This is a genomic window from Paraburkholderia dipogonis (assembly GCF_042680985.1).
Classification (GTDB): domain Bacteria; phylum Pseudomonadota; class Gammaproteobacteria; order Burkholderiales; family Burkholderiaceae; genus Paraburkholderia; species Paraburkholderia phytofirmans.
Genome location: NZ_JBHUFR010000030.1, coordinates 1 through 18,407, shown reverse-complemented (window position 1 = coordinate 18,407; position 18,407 = coordinate 1). Strand labels below are relative to the sequence as shown.

Sequence of the window (18,407 nt, the reverse complement as noted above, 5' to 3'; positions counted from 1 at the left end):
AAGTCGAATCTGGAGCCTTTCAAATGTTCCGTAGAACTCTCTTACCCATCCCGTTTGCGGCGCTGCTTACGCTCGCAGCTTGCGGCAACAACAGCGTGAACTCGCCCGCGCCGGTGGTATCGGCACAGGACGCGGTGGCCACGGCCACGCCGATCAAGCACGTGGTGGTGATTTTCGGCGAGAACGTTTCGTTCGATCACTACTTCGGCACCTACCCGAACGCGTCCAACCCGACCGGCGAGCCGCAATTCGCGGCAGCCGCCGGCACGCCGACGGTCAACAACCTCAGCAGCAACAACCTGATCACGGCCAACCCGAACGCGCTGGCCACCTCGCCGAACACGGCGGGCCGGACGGTCGGCAGCGTGACGATCGCGGGCCTCGGCTTGCCGGCAGCCGATCTGCTGCCGTTCCGCCTGGACCGTTCGCAAGCCAATACGTCGAGCCAGAACCACGCCTACGCCGCCGAAGAACTCGCGTATAACAACGGCGCGATGGACGCGTTCCCGCTGTTCACGGCAGCCACCTCGACCATCGCCGGCAGCACCGGCGCGTTCGCCACGAAGGGCCAGGTGCTCGGCTACTTCGACGGCAACACGGTCACGGCCATGTGGAACTACGCGCAGAACTTCGCGATGAACCAGAACGCGTACACGGACACGTATGGTCCGTCGACGCCGGGTGCGATCGAAGTGGTGTCCGGCCAGAACAACGGCGCGGTCGTGACGGGCGGCACCTCGCCCAACGCGATTCCGGACTCCGCGGGCGGCTTCACGATGATCGGCGACCTCGACCCGACGGGCGACGTCTGCACGATCGCGGCGAAGAGCTCGCCGACGGCGGTGATGTCGTCGAATAACAAGAACATCGGCGACCTGCTCAACGCGAAGGGTCTGACGTGGGGCGGCTTCATGGGCGGCTTCAACCTGCAGACCACCAACGCCAACGGCACGACCGGCTGCGCGCGTTCGACCTTCTCGCAAGTGCTGAACGCGACCAAGGCCGACTACGTGCAGCATCACGCGTGGTTCCAGTATTACGCGAGCACGGCCAACCTGGCGCATACGCGTCCGTCGTCGGCGGCGGTGATCGGCTCCACGGATCCGCTCGACAACACGGCAACGCCGGTGCACCACCAGTACGACACCGACGACTTCTTCGCCGCGGTGAAGGCGGGCAACTATCCGTCCGTCAACTTCCTCAAGGCGCCGGCGATCGGCGACGGCCATCCGGGCAATTCGGACCCGATCGACGAACAGGCTTTCGTGACGAAGGTGATCAACTTCCTGCAACAACAGCCTGACTGGAAGAACACCGCCGTGATCATCGCCTACGACGATTCGGACGGCTGGTACGACCACCGCTTCAAGGCACCGACGAGCGCCTCGTTCGATTCGACCACGGCGCAATCCGCGGGCGGCAAGTCGGTGGCGGGCTCCGACAACCTGAGCGGCGTGGGTCAATGCACGGCAGCGGGCGCGGTGCAGCCGCAAGGCGTGAACGGCGGCGCGGTGAACGGCCGTTGCGGCCCGGGTACGCGTACGCCGTTTATCGTGGTGTCGCCGTGGGCCAAGGTCAATTTCGTCGACGATACGCCGATCACCCAGGCTTCCGTGGTGCGCTTTATCGAGGACAACTGGCTGGGCGGTCAACGTCTTGGCGGCGGTTCGTTCGACGCGACGGCGGGCAGCATCATGAACATGTTCAACTTCACGGGCTCCGGCAACAATCCGACGCTGTTCCTGGATCAGAACCTGGGTACCAAGCTGGCAGCCGCGCCGGCGATCTGATCCGCGGACGTGCCTGGCGCTCTTCTCCTCCGCTTGCCGTTGCGTGATGCACGAGTCGCATGCGTGCCACATGCAACGCGACGGCGCGCAGTGAAAAGCGTCACGCATTCCGAGTCGTAGTTGGGCGTCGAGCCAGTGCATACGTGCTGGCTCGATTTTGCTTTTTTATCGCAGCCGATCGAATCATCTGTCATCACCGCCATGAACCATCCTTCTGACGCCGCCTTGCCTTCGCATCTGCCCGCGGGCGGCGAGCCCGGCCCCGTGATTACCCGCCGCTCGTGGCTCAGGCTGCTCGCGTGGAGCGCGGCCGGTATCGTGCTCGCGATCGTCGTCTATTGCGCGTATGCGCTCGTGTACCCGGAGCGCGCGCCGTCCGCTATCGGCGAGATCGTCGAGGAAATCACCGGCGCGAATCCGCATCCGGTAGCGTTGATGCGTCCGCAAAATGCGCCGCTGAGCGCCGTGGCGCTGCTAGGCAAACAGATTTTCTTCGACCAGAGTTTGTCGGCCTCGGGCACGCAATCGTGTGCTTCGTGTCACTCGCCGCAGCATTCGTATGCGCCGGATAACGCGTTCCCGGTGCAACTCGGCGGCGCGCATATGAACCAGGCCGGTTATCGTCCGCCGCCGTCGCTCACGTATCTGTACCGTCAGGCGCCGTTCAGCATCGGTCCGGATCAGGGCGACACCGACGTGCCGGTGGACATGACGCAACTGGCGACGCAAGCCGCCGGCGTGCAGCGCGCGCAGAAGACGGCGCTCGCCGCGCCCGCCGCTCCGGCAATGGTGCCGCAAGGCGGCTTGTTCTGGGACGGCCGTGCCGATACTTTGCAGGACCAGGCACTCGGACCTTTGACCAACCCGGTGGAAATGGCCAACGCAACGCCGGCAGATGTCGCTCACAAGCTGCTGGCGACCAAATATGTGGATCAATTCAAGCAGATCTTCGGACCGGGTATCGTCACCAATCCGAGCCTGATGGTGTCCGAGGCGATGTTCGCCGTGGGGCGTTATCAGATCGAGGATCAGTCGTTCCACGCTTTCAGCAGCAAGTACGACTACTGGCTCGAAGGCAAGGCGCGCTTGACGCACGCCGAGCTGCACGGCTTGCAGTTGTTCAACGACAAGGACAAGGCGAACTGCGCCGGCTGCCACTTGAGCCAGCCGAGCAAGGACGGCTTGCCGCCGGTGTTCACCGACACGCAATACGAAGCGCTCGGCGTGCCGCGCAATCCGGCGATTCCGGCCAACAAGGATGCGAAGTTCTTCGATATGGGCGTGTGCGGCCCGTTCCGCGGCGACCTCGCCAAACAGACACAGTATTGCGGCATGTTCCTCACGCCGACGCTGCGGAATTCGGCTGAACGCAAGGTGTTTTTCCACAACGGCGTGTACCACGATCTCAAGCAGGTGATGGACTTCTACAATCTGCGCAACACGTCGCCGGAGAAAATCTATCCGCGCGATGCGTCGGGCAAGGTGCAGAAGTACAACGATCTGCCGGCTCAATACCACGCCAACGTGGACGTGGCCGATGCGCCGTTCGACCGCAAGTTCGGCGATCAACCGGCAATGAGCGATGAGGATATTCAGGACATCATCGCGTTCATGAAGACGCTGAGCGACGGGTACAGGAACTGAGTTGCGTGTGTCGTCGCGCTGCGAAGGCCGCACACGCGGCCTTTGCGCTGCGGCGCGCGAGCCGGTGAGGTATCCTTGCCGGTTCCGCGAACTTTATCCGTCCCCTGCCCGATGGCCGATTTCCCCTTCGACGCCGTACTCTTCGACTGCGACGGCGTGCTCGTCGACTCCGAACCCATCACCAACCGCGTGCTCACCGACATGCTCGGCGAGCTGGGCTGGCATTTGAACGTCGAGGAGACCATGCGTATTTTCGTCGGCAAAGCGGTTCGGGACGAAGCCGCGCTGATCGAAGCGCGCACCGGCGTCGCGATCACGACCGACTGGCTCATGCAGTTTCGCGAGCGACGCAATGCGGCGCTGGATCTTGAACTGGTCGCGATTCCCGGCGCGCCGGATGCGGTGCGCGCGCTTCATGCGGCGCTGAACGGGCGCATTGCGGTGGCGTCTGGCGCGGATCGTATCAAGGTGGAAATGCAGTTGGTGAAGGCGGGCATTTTCGACTGCTTCGAAGGACGCATTTTCAGCGGCCATGAAATGCCTCGCAGCAAGCCCTTTCCTGACGTCTATCTGACGGCGGCCGCTGCGCTGGATGTGGATCCGCGCCGCTGCGCGGTGATCGAAGACACCGTGACAGGAGCGACCGCAGGTGTGGCTGCGGGCGCTACGGTGTTCGGTTATTGTCCGCTCGAACTCGGCCACAGCAGCGCGACCGCGTTGCATGGCGCGGGTGCCGCGCATGTGTTCAGGGACATGGGCGCGTTGCCCGCTTTGCTGGCGGAATGGCGCGCTCAAACGCACTGACGAAGGTGCCGACTTCGGCGCTGGCCTGCGCGCCGCAGCCCGCTTTGACGACGGCGCGGAGATATCGCGCCGACTCTGACGCTTGCCGCCGCGCCTACTCGAAAGCCGGATCGACCGGCACGCGGTATCCCACTGCCAGCCGGTTCGTCTCGTTGGCCATACCTACGACCGCGAGCAATTCGCCGAACATCTCGTCGGTCATACCGGCGCGGCGCGCGGCCGCCGTGTGACTCGCCACGCAGTAGCCGCAATTGTTCGTCACGCTCACCGCGACGTAGAGCAACTCCTTGATGAGCGGATCGAGCGCGCCGGGCGCCATTACGTCCTTCAGGCTGTCCCACGTGCGCGCGAGAGTGGGCGGATGCTGGGCAATGTACTTCCAGAAGTTGTTGACGTCGTCGACCTGACGGGTCTGCTTGATATCGTCGTACACGGCTTTGACTTCCGGCGACGCCGCGGCGTATTCGACGGCTTTGGGCTGGCTCATGCGTTCTCCTTTCCTTGCTGACGAGATTCCGTGAACCCTGCGCGCCTTGTGCACGGTTCGCTGTAGCGGTCTATTGTGACGTGGTTTTCAGCGCGCCTCACAACTGCATGACGCGGCAGACGGATGTCGCTGAATTGCCGACACTCGTTATGCACCGAGTTGGCCGCTCGCCATCACACCACGGCGGGGAAATCGCGGAAAAGCACATGGCGCGCCGCTTTGGCGCCGATGGCATGGTGCGTGCATTCAGGCGACGTGAGCGCGGCATTTTTCCGCTCTCCTCGATCCACCTCGATGCACTCACTCCGCTGGAGATCCACCATGAAAACGCTCGTCCTCAAAGACCTCGCCCGCCTCGACGAACTCGACCGCGCGGTATCGCTATCCGTTCGCGGCGGCACTGGCTGCCTGACACGCCAGGCGCCTTCCGGTTGTGGCGGACTGGATCAGCCGATGCACATCGAACGCGGCTGGAGCCCATGCCCGCCGGTTCATTTCGGCTGCGGACCGGTCTACTTCCCGTTGGACGGCTTGCCTCCGCACAAGGAACTGAAGGTGGTGCCGCTGTAGTGCCGCTGTAGTGCCGCAGCAGGCCGAAAGGCAAACGGCGCCGCCTGTTTGCGCCGTGGCGTGGCGAGCGCGCAAGCCTGAACGCGCTCACCACGCCTTTTTTTCGTGCTACCCGGTCTGATCACGCAGCCGCAATATCTGGCCACCCGCGCTGTCTTCCACCAGCCAGCCGGCCGCCGTCATCACGTCGCGCAGACGATCCGCTTCGCTCCATTGCCTCGCGGCGCGGGCTCGTTCGCGTTGATCCGCGAGGGCCGCGATCTCCGCCGGAAGCTCGGGCGTATCGACGTCCTTCCAATCGGCGAGACCCAGTCCAAGCACGGCGTCGAAGCAATCGACGCTCGCCCTTCGCGTTGCCGGCGGCAGATCGCTTCTGACCACGTCCCACAGCACTGCGAGCGCGCGCGGCAGGTTCAGGTCGTGATCGACCTCTGCCTTGAAGCGCGCCAAGCTCGCGGCGTCCGGCGTGCCGCCTTGCGGCCATCGCGCATAGCTGCGGCGCAAACGGTCCAGTGCGGCTTGCGCGGCATCTAGTGCGGCCTCGCTGAAACGCAAGCTGCTGCGGTAATGCGCGCTCAGGCATAAATAGCGATACGCGAGCGGGTCGTTGCCCCGTTCGGTCAACGTCTGCAAACGTAAGGAGTCACCGCCCGACTTCGACATCTTGCCGGCGTCCAGCAACAGGAAATGGCCGTGCATCCAGAAGTTGGCCAGACGCGTACCGTGGCGCGCCTGGGTTTGCGCGATCTCGTTGCTGTGATGCACGGGAATGTGATCTTCGCCGCCGCAATGGATGTCGAACCATGGGCTCAAATACTTCGCCGACATCGCCGAGCACTCGATATGCCAGCCGGGAAAGCCGCGCCCCCACGGACTGTCCCACTCCATTTGCCGCGTGGCGCCGGGCGGACTGAATTTCCACAGCGCGAAATCGGTCGCGCGCTGCTTCTCGCCGGACGCGACACGTTTGCCCGCCTGCAAGCCCGCCACATCCAGACGCGCCAGATAACCGTAGTCATCCTGCCTGCTGGTGTCGAAATAGACGCCGTCGGCCGTGCGGTACGTAAAGCCGTTGCGCTCGAGTTCGGCAATGAAATCGATCTGCTCCGCAATGTGATCCGTCGCGCGGCACCAGAGCGCGGGCTCCAGCAGATTGAGCGCGCGCCAGTCGTTCATGAACGCCGCCGTGTACCGCTCGGCGATCGCCCACGCCGATTCGCCGGTGCGCCGGCTGCCCTTCTCCATCTTGTCCTCGCCTTCGTCGGCGTCGGATACGAGATGGCCGACGTCGGTGATATTCACCACGTGCCGCACGTTATATCCGTTCAACACCAGCGCGCGCCGCAGTAAGTCTTCGAACACGTAGGTCCGCAGATTGCCGATGTGCGCGTGGTCGTACACCGTCGGGCCGCAGCAATACAGGCCGACGTGACCCGGATGAATCGGCGTGAATTCGCGCACGGTGCGCGTCCAGGTGTCGTACAGACGAAGCGGCATGTGATGTCTCCAGGCGCCGGGTGTTCAAAAAGCGTTCAAAAGCAAAAAGGCCACCGGTCGCGTGACGGGTGGCCTCAGGGATGCGAATGCGCGCAGATCGACTTGCTAGACGCAAGCTCCCCTCGGCAGGCCGTGACAGCATGCGCGCAAAGAATGCAGGCGGGAAAGGATAGAAGCGATCATGGCAACGATCCTAACGCGGGTTTGCCGGTTCGGTCAATCTTCAGCGCGCGTCAGGCCGCCAGCGTGCTCGCGTTCGTCGCATGAAAAAAGCCCCGCAGGACTTTCGCCTTGCGGGGCTTCGCTTCGAACGGAATGCTCGTTCGTTCAGCGCGACATCATGTGCATGCTGACGTTGTGCATGACCCACAACGTGCCGCCGATCACGATGATCGCGGTCAGCAGCGTGAAGGCGAACGCCATCACATTCCAGCGCTGCTCCGACGACGTATTCAGATGCAGGAAGAAAATCAGGTGCACGACGATCTGCACGAGCGCGAGGCCCGCGATCGCGAGCAGCGCGTTCTCGCCCGTCAACGTGCCGGTCATGACGAGGCCGAAAGCGGCGACGGTCAGAACGACGGAGAGAATGAAGCCCGTCGTATAGCTGCCGATACTGCCGTGATTTTCACCTGCGTCGGCGTTATGGCTATGGTCCATTTAGATCACGCTCGCGAGATAGACAAAGGTGAAGACGCCGATCCACACGACGTCCAGAAAGTGCCAGAAAAGGCTCAGGCACGTCAGGCGGATCATGTCGCGTTCGGTCAGATCACGATGGCTGATCACCTGAATGGCGAGCACCACCATCCAGATCAGGCCGCATGTGACGTGCAGGCCGTGCGTGCCGACCAGCGTGAAGAACGACGACAGGAACGCGCTGCGGCTCGGACCGGCGCCTTCAGCGATCAGGTGCGAGAACTCGCGCAGTTCCAGCACGAGGAACGCGAGACCGAGCAGGAAGGTCACGCCGAGCCAGAACAGCAGCACGCCCTTGCGGTTCTTGTGCGCGCCGAGCATCGCGAAGCCGTACGTGATGCTGCTCAGGAGCAGCATGGTCGTTTCGAGCGCGACGCCCGGAATCTCGAACAGATCCTTGCCGCTCGGACCGCCCGCGAACTGGTGGCCCATCACCGCGAACACGGCGAACAGCGCCGCGAAGATGATGCAGTCGGTCATCAGATACAGCCAGAAGCCGAACACCGATTGCGACGGTACGTGGTCCGCGTCGTGATGCGAGTGCGCATCCATAGTCTTGGTCAACATCAATCCACCTCCAACGCGACCCGCGCGCCAGCGCCAGAGCGTTTCTCTTCAATTTCCGCGACCGTGGCGGCCGGGATGTAATAGCCTTCGTTCTTCTGGAAGCTATAGACGATCACGGTGCCGATCGCGCCGACCAGGCCGACGATCGCCAGCCACCAGATGTGCCAGACACCGGCAAAGCCGAGCACCAGCGAGAACAGACCGGCGATCACACCCGCGGACGTATTCGACGGCATGTGAATGTCGCGATACACCGGCTTCGCTTGCGTATCCTTGCGCGACTTCATGTCGGTGAACGCGTCGAGCTTGTGCACCGTCGGAATGATCGCGAAGTTGTAGACCGGCGGCGGCGAGCTCATTGCCCATTCCAGCGTGTGGCCGTTCCACGGATCGCCCGTGACGTCGCGGTTCTGCGGCAGATTGCGGTCGCGAATGCTGACGACGATCTGCAACACCTGCAACGCGATACCGATAGCGATCAGCGCCGCACCGCCCGCGGCCAGGATCAGCCACGGATGCCACAGCGGGTTGTCATAGTGGTTGATACGGCGCGTCATGCCCATGAAGCCGAGCACGTACAGCGGCGTGAACGCCACCCAGAAACCGATCTGCCAGAACCAGAACGATGCCTTGCCCAGCTTTTCGTTCAGCTTGAAACCGAACGCCTTCGGGAACCAGTAGTTGAAGCCGGCCAGATAACCGAACAGCACGCCACCGATGATCACGTTGTGGAAGTGAGCAATCAGGAACAGGCTGTTGTGCAGCACGAAGTCCGCGCCCGGGATCGCCATCATCACGCCGGTCATGCCGCCGATGGTGAAGGTGATCATGAAGCCGATGGTCCACAGGATAGGCGGCGTGAATGTCAGCCGGCCTTTATAAATCGTGAACAGCCAGTTGAACACCTTCACGCCGGTCGGAATTGCAATGACCATGGTGGCAATACCGAAGAACGCGTTGACGTCCGCGCCCGAGCCCATCGTGAAGAAGTGATGCAGCCACACGAGGAACGACAGCACCATGATCGCGCAGGTCGCCCACACCATCGTCTTGTAGCCGAACAGCGGCTTTTTGGCGAAGGTCGCCACGACTTCCGAGAAGATACCGAACGCCGGCAGGATCAGGATGTACACCTCGGGGTGACCCCAGGCCCAGATCAGGTTCAGGTACATCATGGCGTTGCCGCCGCCATCGTTCGTGAAGAAGTGCATGCCGAGGTAGCGGTCCAGACCCAGCAGCGCGAGCGTCACGGTCAGGATCGGGAACGAAGCCATGATCAACACGTTGGTGCAGAGCGCCGTCCATGTGAACACCGGCATCTTCATGAACGTCATGCCCGGCGCGCGCATCTTCACGATCGTCGCGAAGAAGTTCACACCGGTCAGCAAGGTGCCGATACCGGAGAGCTGCAGGCTCCACAGGTAATAGTCGACCCCGACACCCGGACTGAATTGCAGTTCGGAGAGCGGCGGATACGCCAGCCAACCCGTTTGCGCGAACTCACCGATCACCAGCGAGATGTTGATCAGGATCGCGCTGACCGCGGTCATCCAGAACGAGAGCGAGTTGATGAACGGGAACGCGACGTCGCGTGCGCCAATTTGCAGCGGCACGATGATGTTCATCAGGCCGATCATGAACGCCATCGCCATGAAGAAAATCATGATGACGCCGTGCGCCGTGAACACCTGGTCGTAGTGATGCGGCGGCAGGTAGCCTGGGTTCGCATAAGCGAGCGCCTGTTGCAGACGCATCATGATCGCGTCCGCGAAGCCGCGGAACAGCATGATCAGCGCCACGACGATATACATCACACCGAGCTTCTTGTGGTCCACCGACGTGAGCCACTCGGTCCACAGATAGCGCCACTTGCCGAAATAGGTGATCAAACCCAGCAGCGTCGCACCGCCGATGGCGATCATCGCGGCCGTGACCATGATGATCGGCTCGTGGTACGGAATCGCGTCTAGTGAAAGTTTACCGAACATGCGTTACCCCTTGCCCTTTGGCGCACAGTTGGCGTCCTTCATGTTGTCGAGGACGTTGCCGTTGTTGTATCGGGCAATGATGTTGTGAAAGAGCTTCGGATCGACGCTCGAGAAGTAGCGCACCGGCTCTTTTTCGGTCGGCGCGGACACCGTGTGGTAACGGTCCATGCTGAGGTTGTCCGACGAAGCGCGCACTTTCGCAACCCATGCGTTGAACTCGTCAGGCGAGGTGGCGAGCGCGCGGAACTTCATGTCCGAGAAGCCCTTGCCGCTGAAATTCGCCGAGGCGCCCGCGTAGTTGCCGGCTTCGTCCGCGATCAGATGCAGGCGCGTTTGCATGCCCGCCATCGCGTAGATCTGGCCGCCGAGTTGCGGAATGAAGAACGAGTTCATCACCGTGTCCGACGTGATCGTGAAGTTCACCGGCGTGCCGACCGGGAACGCCAACTGGTTCACCGACGCAATGCCGAGGTCCGGATAGATGAACAGCCACTTCCAGTCGAGCGCGACGACTTCGACGTTGATCGGCTTGACCTGCGACTCGAGCGGCTTGTACGGATCGAGCTCGTGCGTGGTCTTCCACGTCAGCACGGCAAGGAACAGAATGATCAGCGTCGGAATCGTCCAGATGGCGATTTCGATACCGGTCGAATGCACCCAGCCCGGGCGGTATTCGGCAGCTTTATTCGACGCGCGATAACGCCACGCGAACAGCAGCGTGAGCGCGATCACCGGAACGACCACGATCAGCATGGCCCAGGTGGACGTGGCGATCAGCTCGCGTTCCGCCAGACCCACGCTCCCCTTCGGATTCAGAATATCGAGGTTGCTGCAACCCGAGAGCAACAACACGAGGCTCGCGGAAATGAAACTCATCGACCCTCGCAGAGTCTTTCCTTTCATATCCATTGCCTCTTTTTTACGTCTTCAACGAACGTCATTCGACCGCTCTCCAATAGTAAGCGCTCGCATAATAGGGGCACGCAAGGCCGTAATAAACACTCGATTTAGCAACGATCTATTGCGTCGCAGCACCGTGCGACACGTTGCCGCATAGCCGCGCGCGGATGAGCGTTTGCAATGCCACTTGCCGAGTATCGAAATGCCGACGAAACGCGAAAAACCCCTTTAAACAAGCGCGAAAACGCAACGCGGCCTGAGTGGCCGCGCCGCGTGTCATGCGTGCACAGAGACTTGATCCATAAGGGAAAAGCGCGTTGACGGCGCGGCATTCGCCGAGTGAATGCTGCGCCTGCGCAATCCTCGTTCGATCAGCCCGGGGAGCGGGCCGTCGCAGCCGCCGGTGCCGGCACTGCGGCTTGCAGATGCTCACCGCCATCAGCCGGCGCATTGTCCGACGGATGCGCCGAGCGCTCCGACTGCGCGAGCAGCGTGCCGACCGAAGGATCGATCGCGTCGGTGAACGGCTTCGGATTGATGCCGATGGCGAGCACCAGCAGCGCCATCGCGCCAAGCAGCACGAACTCGCGTTTGCCGAGATCCTTGAGGCTCGCGACGCGCGCGTTGGCGATCGCGCCGAAGATCACGCGCTTGTACATCCACAGCGTGTAGGCCGCGCTCAGGATCAGCGTGGTGGCCGCCATCGCGCCGATCCAGAAATTGAAGCGGATCGCGCCCATCAGCACCATGAATTCGCCGACGAAACCCGAGGTGCCCGGCAGGCCGATGTTGGCCATGGAGAACAGCATCACGAACGCGGCGAAGCGCGGCATGGTGTTGGCCACACCACCGTACTCGGCGATCGACGCGGTTTTGGTGCGGTCGTAGAGCATGCCCGTGCACAACAGCATCGCGCCCGACACCACGCCGTACGACAGCATCTGCACGATCGCGCCGGCCTGGCCGATGCGGTTGAACACGAACAGGCCGAGCGTGACGAGGCCCATGTGCGCGACCGTCGAATAGGCGAGCAGGCGGCGCATGTCGGTTTGCACGAGTGCGAGCAGGCTCGCGTAGATCACAGCGACGAGCGAGAGCGTGATCATCATCGGCGCGAAGAAGTGGCTGGCTTGCGGTGCGATCGGCAAAGCGAAACGCAGCAGACCGTAGCCGCCCAGCTTCAGCATGCCGATCATCACGGCGGCGCCCGTCGGACCATCGAGGTGGACGTCTGGCAGCCACGTGTGCAGCGGCCACATCGGCACCTTCACGCCGAACGCGGCGAGGAAACCGAGGAAGATCAGAACCTGCGGCCACGTGCCGAGGTGCGTCTCACGCCACAGCGCGAGGTCGAAACTGTGCGTCTGGCTGTACAGATACAGCATCGACATGAGCATCAGCAGCGAGCCGAGAAACGACACGAAGAAGAACTTCACCGCGGCGTACGAGCGGTTCGACTGGCCCCACGTGCCGATCAGCAGATACAGCGGAATCAGCGTCGCTTCGAACGAGATGAAGAACAGCATGCCGTCGAGCGAGGTGAACACGCCCTGCATGAAACCCGACAGCATCAGGAACGCGCCGAAATACTGGGCGGTTCGCTCGGTAATCGATTCCCACGAGGCGACCACGATGATGATCGTGGTGAGCGCGGTCAGCGCGACGAGCCACAGCGAGATTCCGTCCACGCCCACATGCCAGGCGATATCGAAGCTGGGCGACCAGCGTGCGTTCTCGACGAACTGCATCGACGTGACGTCGTTACGGAAATTCGACACCAGCGGAATCACCGGCAGGAAACCCGCAATCGCGCCGATCAGCGCGAGCCACCGGGTGCGACTGCGTGCCGCGTCGGATCCGGCACGCAAAACCACCACGCCGGCGACAATAGGAATCCAGATTAGAAGGCTAAGAAGAGGCAATGGCATGTGCTCTATCGAAAACTTGAAGTACAAAACGCCGCATCAACGCTTTCAAAATGAAAAGCGCTGAAATGGATATGTAGGCTGGATTTCGCTGAAATTGACGTGGAGTCGGGGTTGTCCGCTACACGTTTACCCGCAGTCGAATGACCAAGGGTGGGAGATTACCAAGATAAGAATACTTTTGCAGCGCAACAATGCTGCAAAGCCACTGGCAATGTATTGTTGCGACGCCCACGCTTGCGAAATGGATAAAAATGTGCAGATGCACAAACACGTCGGCGTGGTTTCGCAGTGGCAAATTTTGCGCGAAAAAGCGCGCAATTGACGATGATTTGGGAACCGTTGCGCCAGTGCGTCGGTGAGCATCTTGGCTCGGAATGGAACATGCTGACGTATGGTGCTGTGGAGGCACGGGTTTCACGCGTCCAGAGAAAATTTTCCTCGTCGACGCGCAGAAAAATTTTTTGATCGCGCGCTCTAAATAATTTGCATCGCGACGCTGAAATTTTTCCGAGCACGGTTGAGCGAGGTTCGGTTTTTTTAGGCCGGACCCTGTGCACGTGGCCGTCTGCGTGCCTTAGAGAAGCCGAATATACTTCGGCGATTCAAGGACCGATGTTCGTGCACGCGTGCACCGCTTGCCGGTCCGCATTTCGCCCGCCCGGACGCCGCCCTCGCCGGCCACACTTTTCGGAAAACGCATGCTACGTGACGAAGGCGTCGTTCCCGCTCTAGAGTGCCGCGGGCTCAGCAAGACCTACGGCGCAGGCCGGATCGTGCTGGCGCGACTGGATTTCATACTCGGACCGGGTGAGTTCGTCGCGATCATGGGCGATTCCGGCGTCGGCAAATCGACGCTGCTCAATCTGGTGGCCGGCCTCGACAGTGCGGACAGCGGCGAGGTGATCATCGACGGCAGCGCCGTTTCGCATCTGGACGACAACGCGGCGACGCGCCTGCGACGGCAAAAACTCGGCTTTGTTTTCCAGGCGTTTCACGTGCTGCCGCATCTGACGCTTGCGCAGAATGTCGCGCTGCCGCTGCTGCTCAACGAACTGCCCACAGCCGCCGCGCTCGACATGCTCGCGGCGGTCGGATTGGGCGGACGCGGCGACGATTTTCCGCGTCAGCTCTCGGGCGGCGAATTGCAGCGAGTCGCGATTGCGCGAGCGCTGGTGCATCGCCCGAAACTGCTGCTCGCCGACGAACCCACGGGCAACCTCGATCCCGATACCGCGCACGAAGTGCTCGGCCTGTTCCGCGCGCAAAGCAAGGCAACGGGCGCGGCCACGATCATGGTGACGCACTCGGAAGCCGCCGCGGCCGTCGCCGACCGCATTCTGATCCTGAGCGACGGCGGTCTGCATGCGGCGCCTCCTTCTACAGCCTCGACCTTCAACTCCCATACCCGCACGCCTTCCGCCGATGATGTCCGCTGATTCTCGCCCTCTGCCGCGCTTGCGAGGCCATCGTGTTCTCGCGCGCTGGCTGCTGGGCGCCGAATGGCGCAGCCATCGCGGGCGCGCCCTGGTTGCGATTGCAACGATCGCGCTCGGCGTTGCGCTGGGTTACGCCGTGCAGTTGATCAACAGCGCGGCCTTCAGTGAGTTCTCCGCGGCGGCCCGCAGCCTGTCGGGCGAAGCCGATCTGCAGGTGCGCGGCGCCCAACCGTTAGTCGACGAAGCCATCTATCCGCTGCTCGCCAATGCGCCCGGAGTCGCGCTGGCCAGTCCCGTGCTCGCACTCGATGTGACCGTACCCAACCGGAGCGCCGCACTGCCGGTGCTCGGCATCGACGTTTTCAAAGCGGGCCGTATTGCGCCCGATCTGATCGGCGTGCCGTCGCCGGATAAGCCGTTCGACAGCCTCGCGGCCGACACCGTATTTCTCTCGACAGCGGCCCAGCAATGGCTGAAGGTGAAAGCGGGAGACGAGGTGCCGCTGCGAAGCGGCACCTCGATCGTGCATTTGCGCGTGGCGGGCGGCATCGTGAGAACACGGCCGGGCCAGCGGCTCGCCGTCATGGATATCGCCGCCGCGCAGTGGAAATTCGGCAAATTGGGCAAGCTGTCGCGAGTCGACGTGCAACTCGAACGCGGCGTCGATCGCGAGCGTTTCAGACGTGAGCTGCAAGCGCGGCTCGGCAACCAGTGGATCATTGCCGAAACGCGCGATGCCGAAAGCCGCACCGATCGCCTTTCGCGGGCGTATCGGATCAATATGAACGTGCTCGCGCTGGTGGCCTTGTTTACCGGCGCGTTTCTGGTGTTTTCGACGCAGGCGCTGAGCGTCGTGCGACGCCGCGCGCAATTCGCCATGCTGCGCGTGCTTGGGCTGACGCGCGGCCAACTGCTGCGCCAGATCCTGATGGAGGGCGCGCTGCTCGGCCTGCTCGGCTCGTTCGCGGGGCTCGCGCTCGGCTACGCGATGGCGAGCGGCGCGCTGCATTTTTTCGGCAGCGATCTGGGCGGCGGCTACTTTCCCGGCGTGCAACCGCAAGTCGGTTTCGAACCGCTGGCGAGCGCGTTGTTTCTGATGCTCGGGCTGGCCGTATCGGTATTGGGCAGTCTCGCCCCCGCGCTGGAAGCAGCGCGTGCGCGGCCGGCCACGGCGCTCAAGGCGGGCGCTGAAGAAGGCGCGCTGGCACGGCTCGCCACACCGTGGCCCGCCCTGCTGTGTCTGCTGGCCGCCGCAGCGCTCACGCAGTTGCCGCCGCTGTTCGATGCGCCGATCGGCGGCTATCTGGCCGTCGCATTGCTGCTGGTCGGCGGAATTGCGCTGATGCCGCGCGTGACCGCGCTCGTCTTCGGCACGGCGAGCCGTGCTTTCGCCGCGCGGCGCCGGACCGGCGCGGCCGGCACGCTGGCGCTCGCGCGTCTCGCGAATGCGCCTGGGCATGCGTCGATCGCCATGGGCGGCGTGCTGTCGAGCTTTGCGCTGATCGTCGCGATGGCCATTATGGTTGCCAGCTTCCGGGTTTCCGTCGAAGACTGGCTGGTTCATCTGCTCTCCGCCGATCTCTATGTCCGCGTGGCGCCGAACGGCGATACTGGCGGTTTGCGGTTGGACGAACAGAGCCGGCTCGCGGCCGTTGCCGGCATCAAGACAGCGGCATTCGCCCGCACTTCGCATTTGACGCTCGACCCTGCGCGGCCGGACATTGCGCTGCTCGCGCGCGAGATCGATGCGGCCGATCCAGGCGCGAATCTGCAGATGACCGGAGCCGTCCTGCCCCCTGCCGAACTTCACGCCGGCGAAACACCTGTTTGGGTATCCGAAGCAATGATCGACCTGTATCGATATAAGCTGGCTCAGCGAGTTCGATTGCCGTTCGGCGAACGCGGCCACGTGTTCGTGGTGGCAGGCGTATGGCGCGATTACGTGCGGCAGACCGGCGCCATTCAGATTCGGCTTGCCGATTTCCGGCGCTTGACCGGTGACATGAGTGCGACCGATGTCGCCGTCACCGTTCAGCCGGGGACGAGTGTCGATCAGGTGGCCGCGGCGTTGCGCGCACTGCCCTTCGGGGCATCGCTGGATTTGTCGCTACCCGGTGAAATCCGCGCGCGCACGCTGGTGATTTTCGATCGCAGCTTTGCGGTCACCTATCTTCTTGAAGCGGTCGCTATCGTGATCGGCCTGTTCGGCGTGGCAGCGACGTTCTCCGCGCAGACGCTCGCTCGTTCGCGCGAGTTCGGCATGCTGCGGCATGTCGGTGTGACGCGCTCGCAGGTGCTCGCCATTCTCGCGCTCGAAGGCGGCATGCTCACCGCGTGCGGCATTGCACTGGGCTTCGCGCTTGGATTTGCGATCAGTCTGATTCTGGTGTTCGTCGTCAATCCGCAGTCGTTTCACTGGAGCATGTCACTGCATGTGCCGTGGATGGCGCTTGCTACCGTCGCGGTGGTGATGCTCGCTTCGTCGTGTTCGACGGCGGTGATCGCGGGACGCGGCGCGGTATCGGTGGATGCCGTGCGCGCCGTGAAGGAGGATTGGTGATGCGGTTTTTGTCGCGCGATTTGACGCGGTGGGTTATGCGGGCGGTGGCGGCGCGCTTCGATCGCGTTTTGCGGCGGCGTGAGTCGGGGATGGTGGTTGTGGTTTTGGACGGGAATTCGTCGAAGGACGCGTTGATTGGGCGCGAGGTGTCTTGGGCGGGAGCGCGCTTCGATTTGGCCTCTGGCGGCGGGTATTGCGTCGCTCTGCAGGTGCGTGAGTTGTGGATGATGGGCGTGGTTTGGGGGGAGAATGTACCGGGCGACGGGTCTATGGGGCGCGAAGTGTCATGGATTTCGGCTTGCCTGGCTGTCGCCAGTGGCGGATTGGATGTCGCCCTGCGATCACGTGCGCCGCGGCTGACGCGCGCGGCGTCGGACCGGAACGTGCCGGACTGCATGTCGATTGCACGCAAGCCGCCGGTTAAGCCCGCTCGCATGGCGAATCGGCGCATAGGTCGGCGTATTTGCGGCTTGCTGTCCATCTTGATGCTGAGTGCGTCGCCCACGTTCGCCGCGTCGCCCGAATTCGCAGCGGTCACATCCGATCACGCAATCTCCCTGCCGCAAGACACCGGTGCGCACGCGGCCTTTCGCACCGAGTGGTGGTATACGACGGGTTGGCTCACCACGCCGGACAATCAGCCGCTCGGATTTCAGATCACATTCTTCCGTTCCGCAACCGGGCATGATGCCGCCGATCCGAGTGCTTTCGCGCCTTCGCAATTGATCGTTGCCCATGCCGCGTTAAGCGATCCCTCTCTCGGCCATCTTGCGCATGAGCAGCGCATTGCCCGTCAAGGCTTCGGTCTGGCGTATGCGAAGCCGGTCAACACCGACGTCAAACTCGATGCATGGAAAATGATTCGGGCTGCCGACGGTCACTACGATGTCGTTGCGGATGCGAACGGCTTTTCGCTGCATCTCAAGTTGACACCGACGCAGGGACCGTTGATTCAGGGCGAACGCGGCTATTCACGCAAAGGTCCGCGGCCTGAGCAGGCGAGTTATTACTACAGCGAGCCGCAATTGCGCGTAACGGGCGGCGTGGTTCGACCGGTCGCGGCAGGCGGTCCGTCGCGTGGCGAGACTGCTGTAACGGGAATGGCTTGGCTCGATCACGAATGGTCGAGCACGTTGCTCGACGCCAACGCGGTAGGCTGGGATTGGCTGGGCGCCAACCTCGCCGACGGCTCTGCGCTGATGGCATTCAAGGTGCGAAGTCGCGACGGACATGCCGTCTGGGCGCATGCGGCATTTCGCAAACCCGACGGCGAGGTGACGACATTCGGTCCCGATCAAGTCGACTTTACGCCGCTTCGCACATGGCGCTCGCCCCGCACGAACACTTCTTATCCCGTCTCGATGGCGGTCAAGACCGGTCTGCTGACCTGGAAACTCGATCCGCTGATGGACGATCAAGAGCTCGATTCGCGGCAATCGACGGGCGCGGTGTACTGGGAAGGCGCGGTGCGGGTAAGCCGCGAAGGTGTGGATGTCGGACGGGCCTATCTGGAACTGACGGGCTACGCGAACGCGTT

Annotated in this window: 15 protein-coding genes; 7 read left to right on the top strand and 8 right to left on the bottom strand. The window is 62.7% G+C overall.

The window, feature by feature from the left end:
* Positions 1-23 precede the first annotated feature (23 nt).
* From ACFSNN_RS32390 to ACFSNN_RS32380, 3 genes are all read left to right on the top strand, one after another.
* On the top strand, positions 24-1,790 hold the full coding sequence (locus ACFSNN_RS32390; RefSeq protein WP_134464861.1) for a phospholipase C: 1,767 nt from the start codon (positions 24-26) through the stop codon (positions 1,788-1,790).
* Positions 1,791-1,991: 201 nt separating this feature from the next.
* Positions 1,992-3,434, top strand: coding sequence for a cytochrome-c peroxidase (locus ACFSNN_RS32385; RefSeq protein ID WP_134464863.1), 1,443 nt, complete (start codon positions 1,992-1,994; stop codon positions 3,432-3,434).
* Between the two features lie 111 nt (positions 3,435-3,545).
* Complete coding sequence (locus ACFSNN_RS32380) at positions 3,546-4,238, top strand: HAD family hydrolase (RefSeq protein WP_134464865.1); 693 nt, start codon at positions 3,546-3,548, stop codon at positions 4,236-4,238.
* A 94-nt stretch (positions 4,239-4,332) separates the two neighbouring features.
* Here the strand turns inward: ACFSNN_RS32380 and ACFSNN_RS32375 are convergent, their stop codons facing one another.
* Both ACFSNN_RS32375 and ACFSNN_RS32370 read right to left on the bottom strand, forming a co-directional pair.
* Positions 4,333-4,725, bottom strand: coding sequence for a carboxymuconolactone decarboxylase family protein (locus tag ACFSNN_RS32375; protein WP_134464867.1), 393 nt, complete (start codon positions 4,723-4,725; stop codon positions 4,333-4,335).
* 173 nt (positions 4,726-4,898) lie between these two features.
* Positions 4,899-5,048: a hypothetical protein gene (locus tag ACFSNN_RS32370; protein WP_166799374.1), complete on the bottom strand. Its 150-nt coding sequence runs from the start codon at positions 5,046-5,048 to the stop codon at positions 4,899-4,901.
* On the opposite strand from ACFSNN_RS32370, the gene ACFSNN_RS32365 reads away from it, so the two are divergent.
* Entirely contained in the window at positions 5,047-5,295 is a 249-nt protein-coding gene (locus ACFSNN_RS32365) for a hypothetical protein (RefSeq protein ID WP_134464869.1), read from the top strand. The genes ACFSNN_RS32370 and ACFSNN_RS32365 overlap by 2 nt on opposite strands.
* 108 nt (positions 5,296-5,403) lie before the next feature.
* Here ACFSNN_RS32365 and cysS read toward each other — a convergent pair whose 3' ends face one another.
* The 6 genes from cysS to ACFSNN_RS32335 all read right to left on the bottom strand — a co-directional run bounded on the left by cysS (position 5,404) and on the right by ACFSNN_RS32335 (position 12,874).
* The gene (gene cysS, locus ACFSNN_RS32360; protein ID WP_134464871.1) at positions 5,404-6,792 is read right to left on the bottom strand and encodes a cysteine--tRNA ligase; all 1,389 of its coding nucleotides are present in this window, start codon (positions 6,790-6,792) and stop codon (positions 5,404-5,406) included.
* A 327-nt stretch (positions 6,793-7,119) separates the two neighbouring features.
* Complete coding sequence (cyoD, locus tag ACFSNN_RS32355) at positions 7,120-7,452, bottom strand: cytochrome o ubiquinol oxidase subunit IV (RefSeq protein WP_134464873.1); 333 nt, start codon at positions 7,450-7,452, stop codon at positions 7,120-7,122.
* The gene (gene cyoC / locus ACFSNN_RS32350; RefSeq protein WP_012426886.1) at positions 7,453-8,058 is read right to left on the bottom strand and encodes a cytochrome o ubiquinol oxidase subunit III; all 606 of its coding nucleotides are present in this window, start codon (positions 8,056-8,058) and stop codon (positions 7,453-7,455) included.
* Entirely contained in the window at positions 8,058-10,046 is a 1,989-nt protein-coding gene (gene cyoB / locus ACFSNN_RS32345) for a cytochrome o ubiquinol oxidase subunit I (RefSeq protein ID WP_134464875.1), read from the bottom strand. Before cyoB ends, cyoC begins: the two co-directional genes overlap by 1 nt.
* 3 nt (positions 10,047-10,049) lie before the next feature.
* Complete coding sequence (cyoA, locus tag ACFSNN_RS32340) at positions 10,050-10,949, bottom strand: ubiquinol oxidase subunit II (protein ID WP_134464877.1); 900 nt, start codon at positions 10,947-10,949, stop codon at positions 10,050-10,052.
* 368 nt (positions 10,950-11,317) lie between these two features.
* Positions 11,318-12,874 (bottom strand): NADH-quinone oxidoreductase subunit M, encoded by a 1,557-nt coding sequence (locus ACFSNN_RS32335; protein ID WP_134464879.1) that lies wholly within the window; start codon positions 12,872-12,874, stop codon positions 11,318-11,320.
* 698 nt (positions 12,875-13,572) lie between these two features.
* Between ACFSNN_RS32335 and ACFSNN_RS32330 the strand changes: the two genes are divergently transcribed.
* The 3 genes from ACFSNN_RS32330 to ACFSNN_RS32320 form a co-directional block, all read left to right on the top strand.
* A complete protein-coding gene (locus tag ACFSNN_RS32330) occupies positions 13,573-14,310 on the top strand; it encodes an ABC transporter ATP-binding protein (protein ID WP_134464881.1) in 738 nt (245 codons plus the stop codon).
* Positions 14,297-16,870, top strand: a complete 2,574-nt coding sequence (locus ACFSNN_RS32325) for an FtsX-like permease family protein (protein ID WP_377690428.1) — start codon at positions 14,297-14,299, stop codon at positions 16,868-16,870. Before ACFSNN_RS32330 ends, ACFSNN_RS32325 begins: the two co-directional genes overlap by 14 nt.
* Before the next feature lie 485 nt (positions 16,871-17,355).
* Positions 17,356-18,407, top strand: a 1,052-nt coding sequence (locus ACFSNN_RS32320; RefSeq protein ID WP_377779208.1) for a lipocalin-like domain-containing protein, incomplete at its 3' end; no start/stop codon positions are given.